This window comes from Kitasatospora sp. NPDC043950 (assembly GCF_056435345.1).
Window position 1 is genome coordinate 132586 of record NZ_JBWKER010000013.1, and the last position, 6000, is coordinate 138585.

Here is a 6000-nt window from a genome sequence, read left to right on the forward strand (position 1 = left end):
GTACGGATCACCGCAGGTCGCAGCCATGGGAGTGGCCCCGCGGAGGTGCCGGCCGGGGGCCCGCGGGAGCGGCCGCGCGCCCCACCCGCGCACCCGCCCCGCGGGCGCTCCGGGACCAGCCCGGACAAACCCTCCCGAACGCGTGGAACGGTCCGCCTGTTGTGGCTATGCGCTCGATCACAGCGGCCCGATCTGTAGCTCTCCTCCCCACCGCGGACGCCCGAATCGCACTAACGTCGCCACCATGACAGTGACCCCCGACCGGCCGACGCCGACCGACGCTGCCGACTCCCCGCGACCCGCCATCATCGACCGCTTCGTCACGGACAACCGCGAGTACGCCGTGACCTTCCGGGACGGCGGCATGGACGCCCGCCCGGTCCAGAAGATCGCCGTGGTGGCGTGCATGGACGCCCGCCTCGACCTGTTCGCGGCGCTCGGCCTCGAACTGGGCGACGCCCACGTCATCCGCAACGCGGGCGGCGTCGTCACCGACGACACCATCCGCTCCCTCACCATCAGTCAGCGCGCCCTCGGCACCCGCTCGGTCGCGCTGATCCACCACACCGGCTGCGGCCTGCTCGGGCTGACCGAGGACTTCCGCCGCGAGCTGGAGCTGGAGGTCGGCCAGCGCCCGCAGTGGGCGGTGGAGGCCTTCGTCGACCTCGACGGCGACGTCCGCCAGTCCATGCAGCGGGTCCGCACCTCGCCCTTCCTGCTGCACACCGACGACGTCCGCGGCTTCGTCTTCGACGTCCACACCGGGCTCCTGCGCGAAATCCACTGAACCCCGTACCCGCACCACCGCCCCGCACCGCGCACCGCCCGGCCAACGGCGTCCGGGCATCCGGGGCCGTCCCGAGGGTGACTTCTGGTCACCGGTCAGGGGAGAATGCGCCTGCCGGTCAGACCCCGAACCACCTGGGGCGGCCAGGCCGCAGGCCGCTACCCCGGCACCGGATTCCCGACGGAACCGCCCCCGGGAAGGCCGCGTCAAGCATGGGGTGGGGTCCGGCCTCGGGGTGAGGCGGGCACAGGGTGCCAGGGAGCGTATACGGGTGACGAGCTACAGCGATCAGGCCGGTCTCGGCAGTCCTGCGGGGGGCGGCCAGGGGACGGACGGGTACCACCGGGCCGGACTTCCCGAGCTCGCCGCGGTCGTGGACCGGATCCGCGCCAACATCGAGAGCGTGATCGAGGGCAAGCCGGAGGCCGTCCGGGTCGCACTGACCGTCCTGCTCGCCGAGGGCCACCTGCTGCTGGAGGACGTGCCCGGCGTCGGCAAGACCATGCTGGCCAAGGCGCTCGCCCGCTCGGTCGACTGCACCGTCCGCCGCATCCAGTTCACGCCCGACCTGCTGCCCTCGGACGTCACCGGCACCAACATCTACGACCAGCACCAGCGCGACTTCGAGTTCCGCCCGGGCGCGATCTTCGCGCAGATCGTGGTCGGCGACGAGATCAACCGCGCCTCGCCCAAGACCCAGTCCGCGCTGCTGGAGTCGATGGAGGAACGCCAGGTCACCATCGACGGCACCAGCTACGAGCTGCCCTCGCCGTTCATGGTCGTGGCCACCCAGAACCCGGTCGAGATGGAGGGCACCTACCCCCTGCCGGAGGCCCAGCGGGACCGCTTCATGGCCCGGATCTCGATCGGCTACCCCAGCCCCGAGGCCGAGTTCGCGATGCTCGACGTGCACTCCGGCGCCAGCCCCCTGGAGGACCTCCAGCCGGTGGCGCACGCCGCCGACATCCTCAAGCTGGTCGACCTGGTGCGCAGCGTGCACATCGCCGACCCGGTCCGCCGCTACGCCGTCGACCTGGTCGGCGCCACCCGAACCAGCCACGAGCTGCGTCTGGGCGCCTCGCCGCGCGCCACCCTGCACCTGGTCCGGGCCGCCCGCGCCGCCGCCGCGCTCGACGGGCGCGACTACGTCACCCCGGACGACATCCAGCGCCTGGCCGTGCCCGTCCTCGCGCACCGCCTGATGCCGACCGCCGAGACCCAGCTCAGCCGCCGCACCGCCGAGCAGATCGTGACCGACCTGGTCGCCCGGCTGCCGCTGCCGCGCCCGCAGGGCGGCCCGGCCGTCCGGAGGGGCTGAGGTGGCCCCGTCCGACCCGACGTCAGGACTGCGGACCGGGCTGCGCGGCCTCACCACCCGGGGGCGCTCCTTCCTCGCCGCCGGCGTCACCGCGGTCGGCTGCGCCTACCTGCTCGACCAGGACGCGCTGCTGCGCGTCGGCGTGCTGCTCGCCGCGCTGCCGCTGGCCGCCGCGCTGGTGGTCGCCAACACCCGCTACCGGGTGGCCAGCGGCCGCCGGCTGAGCCCGCGTCGCGCGGTGGCCGGCCAGGAGGCCCGGGTCCACCTGCGGGTCGACAACGTCTCCCGGGTGCCCACCGGGCTGCTGCTCCTGGAGGACAAGGTCCCGTACGTGCTCGGGCCGCGCCCGCGCTTCGTGCTGGACCGGGTCGAGCCGCGCGGCCACCGCGAGGTCTCCTACCGGGTCCGCTCCGACCTGCGCGGCCGCTACCCGCTCGGGCCGCTCCAGCTGCGGCTGTCCGACCCGTTCGGGATGTGCGAGGTGAACCGTTCCTTCTCCGCCTCCGACGTCCTCACCGTCGTCCCCCAGGTCCAGGCCCTGCCGCACGTGCGGCTGAGCGGCGAGTGGGGCGGCCAGGGCGAGAGCCGTGCCCGCACCCTGGCGCTGGCCGGCGACGACGACGTGATCCTGCGCGAGTACCGGCCCGGCGACGACCTGCGCCGGGTGCACTGGAAGTCCACCGCCCGGTACGGCGAACTGATGGTGCGCCGCGAGGAGCAGCCGCAGCGGGCCCGCGCGACCGTCCTGCTGGACACCCGGGAGATCGGCCACCGCGGCATCGGCCCCGCCTCCTCCTTCGAGTGGGCCGTGAGCTGCGCCGCCTCGGTCGCCGTGCACCTGCTGGAGCGCGGCTACCAGACCCAGCTGCTCACCGACACCGGCCAGTGGGTGCCCGGCCCCGGCGCCGGCGGCGGCAACACCGCGGCCGACGCCTCCGGGCTGATCCTGGACGCGCTCGCGGTGGCCGACCTGTCCGACGGCGCCGGCCTCTCCCGCGCAGAGGAGCCGCTGCGCGCCGGCGGCGAGGGACTGCTGGTCGCCGTGCTCGGCGAACTCGACGAGGCGCAGACCGCCCGGCTGGCCCGGCTGCGCAGCCGCACCGGCGGGGCCGTCGCGTTCCTCCTCGACACCGGCACCTGGGCGGGCCTGCGGATGCTCGCCCCCGACACCGGCGGCGACGAGTTCCGCAACCGGGTCCGGCAGCTGCGCGAGGCCGGCTGGACCGTCCTGCCGGTCAGCTCCGGGGACTCCGTCCCGGACCTCTGGCAGGCCGCCGACGGCGCCAAGACGACCTCCCCCTACCGAGAAGAGGCCGGCGCGTGACCACCCGGGCCAAACTGACCGTCTACTCGGCGCTGGCCACCGCCCTCGCGTCGCTCTGCCTGACCCCGCTGCTCACCACCAGGAGCTGGGTCACCCACGCCTTCCTGGTGATCGCGGTGATCGCGGCGGTCGGCGCGGGCCTGCGGCGGGCCCCGCTGTACCGCTGGACGGTGCCCGTCGGCCAGCTGCTGGTGCTGTTCCTGCTGATCCTGATCGGCTTCGCCGGCTCCGGCTCGCTGCTGGGCGGCGTGGTGCCCGGGCCGTCCTCGCTGCGCGCCCTCGACCACGTCATCAACTCCGGCCTGGACGACATCCAGGTGTACGCCATCCCGGCGCCGCCCAACCCCGGCCTGCGGCTGATCCTGGTCGCCTCGGTCGGCCTGGTCGCCGTCGTGGTGGACACCGTCGCGGTGACGTACCGGCGCTCGGCGCTGGCCGGGCTGCCGCTGCTGGCGCTGTACTCGGTCGGCAACGGGCTCTCCGGGGACCACGGCAGCTGGCTCTGGTTCGCCCTGGCGTCGGCCGGCTACCTGGTGCTGCTGTTCGCCGAGGGGCAGGACCGGGTCTCCCGCTGGGGCCGGGTCTTCCACGGCGGCTCGCGCGACGGGACGAGCTCCGGCCGGGTCAGCCCGGGCGGCCAGCAGGTCGGCGTCCTCGCGCTGGTCGCGGCGCTGCTGCTGCCGGTCGTCCTGCCGCACTGGGACTCCGGCCTGCTGAGCCCCGACTCCGGCGGGTCCTCGGGCAAGAGCTCCATCGGGTCGGCCACCAGCCTCGACCCGCTGGTCAGCCTGGAGTCGGCGGTCACCAAGCCCACCAACAACGAACTGCTCAGCTACACCCTGGACAGCGAGATCGCCGACCAGATCTACCTGCGCACCGGGGCGCTGGACCAGTTCGACGGCACCAACTGGCGGCTCGGCAGCACCACGGTCAACGACCTCCCGTCCTCCTTCCCCGCCCCCGAGGGCCTGCGGGACGCCAACCTCCCCCGGATCGAGGGCGACTTCCAGATCAGCGACCGGCTGGAGAAGAGCTGGCTGCCGATGCCCTACCCGGCCGCCTCCGTCCAGGTCCCCAACCGGTCCGACTGGAAGCTCGACCCGCTCACCCGCACCGTCCTGCCGACCAACGACCGGGCGATCCGCAGCCTGCGCTACCACGTCAGCGCGCTGGACGTGCGGCCCACCGCGAACGAGCTGCGCACCGCGTCGACCGCGCCGCAGGACATCCGGGACCACTACACCGGCCTCCCCCAGGACCTCCCGCCGGTCGTCGCGCAGCAGGCCCACGAGGTCACCGCCAAGGCGACGAACGACTACGACCGGGCGATGGCGCTGGTGAGCTGGTTCACCGGCCCGCAGTTCCAGTACGACACCGCGGTCAACGGCGGCACCGGCAGCAACGCGATCGCGGTCTTCCTGCGCGACCGCAAGGGCTTCTGCGTCCACTTCGCCTCCACCATGGCGGCGATGGCCCGTACCCTGAAGATCCCGTCCCGGGTGGCCGTCGGCTTCACTCCCGGCGACGCCAAGGGCGGCAACGTCTACTCGGTGACCGGCCGGATGTACCACGCCTGGCCCGAGCTGTACTTCTCGGGCTACGGCTGGCTGCGCTTCGAGCCCACCCCGAGCCGCGGCGTCCAGCCCCGCTACACCGAGCAGTCCACCACCCCGACCACCGCGCCGACCCAGCAGCCGACCGCCTCCGCGCAGAGCTCGGCGCCGGTCGCGGCGCCGACCGACAGCAAGGACTGCGACGCGAAGCAGCGCCAGCTGGGTGAGTGCGGCGGCAGGAGCAAGGCCGTCAGCAGCGCCGCCGAGGACTCCTGGCTGCTGTCCGGGCAGGTCCTGGGCAGCGCCGCCGTGGTGGTGCTGGTGATCGCGCTGCTGCTGGTGCCGATGCTCTGGCGGTCGGCGCTGCGCCGGCGCCGGCTCGGCCCCGGCGGCCGGCGCGGCCCCGGCGGCGGCCCGGCCGAGCTCACCGACGCCCAGGTGCTGGCCGCCTGGGACGAACTGATCGACTCCGCCTGGGACCTCGGAATTCCCCCGGACGAGTCACGCACCCCGCGCTCGGCCGCCCGGCGGATCACCGAGAAGGCCGAGCTGGACGCGGACTCGGCGGCGGCCGCCGGGCGGCTGGCGCTGGCCACCGAACGGGTGCTCTACGCCCCGGCCGGCCAGGTCACCACCGCCCCGCTGTCGGCGGACGTCCGGACCGCCCGGCAGGGCCTGCGGGCCACCGCCGGCCGGGCCGGGCGGACCAGGGCGGTGCTGCTGCCGCCGTCCTCGGCCCAGCTGTGGTGGCGGATCTCGGACGCCCTGCGGGCGGCCCGGGAGGCGGTCGGCACCAGCGTCGGCCGGGTGTCCGCCGCGGTCACCGGCCCGGTGCGGCGGGTGGTCTCCCGGCGCAAGCGCAAGCCGGAGTCCGAGCAGGCCTCCAGGGAGTCCTGAGCGGGGCCCGGGCGAACGGGCCGTCGCGCGGACGCGGGAACGGGGGGGGGGGGGGGGGGGGGGGGGGGGGCGGCGGGGGGGGGGGGGGGGGGGGGGGGGGGGGGGGGGGGGGGGGGGGGGG

The 6000-nt window shown here is 74.9% G+C and carries 4 protein-coding genes; all 4 read left to right on the forward strand.

Annotated features, from left to right (window positions below; translation table 11 throughout):
• The first annotated feature begins 244 nt into the window (after positions 1-244).
• Positions 245-787 carry a beta-class carbonic anhydrase gene (locus tag AC07BF_RS12030; RefSeq protein ID WP_063347243.1) on the forward strand — a complete coding sequence of 181 codons (543 nt, stop codon included), beginning with the start codon at positions 245-247 and terminating at the stop codon, positions 785-787.
• 373 nt (positions 788-1160) lie between these two features.
• Positions 1161-2105, forward strand: a complete 945-nt coding sequence (locus tag AC07BF_RS12035) for an AAA family ATPase (RefSeq protein ID WP_363583028.1) — start codon at positions 1161-1163, stop codon at positions 2103-2105.
• Position 2106: 1 nt separating this feature from the next.
• Positions 2107-3429 (forward strand): DUF58 domain-containing protein, encoded by a 1323-nt coding sequence (locus tag AC07BF_RS12040; protein WP_363582934.1) that lies wholly within the window; start codon positions 2107-2109, stop codon positions 3427-3429.
• Positions 3426-5879, forward strand: a complete 2454-nt coding sequence (locus tag AC07BF_RS12045) for a transglutaminase TgpA family protein (protein WP_478333312.1) — start codon at positions 3426-3428, stop codon at positions 5877-5879. Before AC07BF_RS12040 ends, AC07BF_RS12045 begins: the two co-directional genes overlap by 4 nt.
• Positions 5880-6000 lie beyond the last annotated feature (121 nt).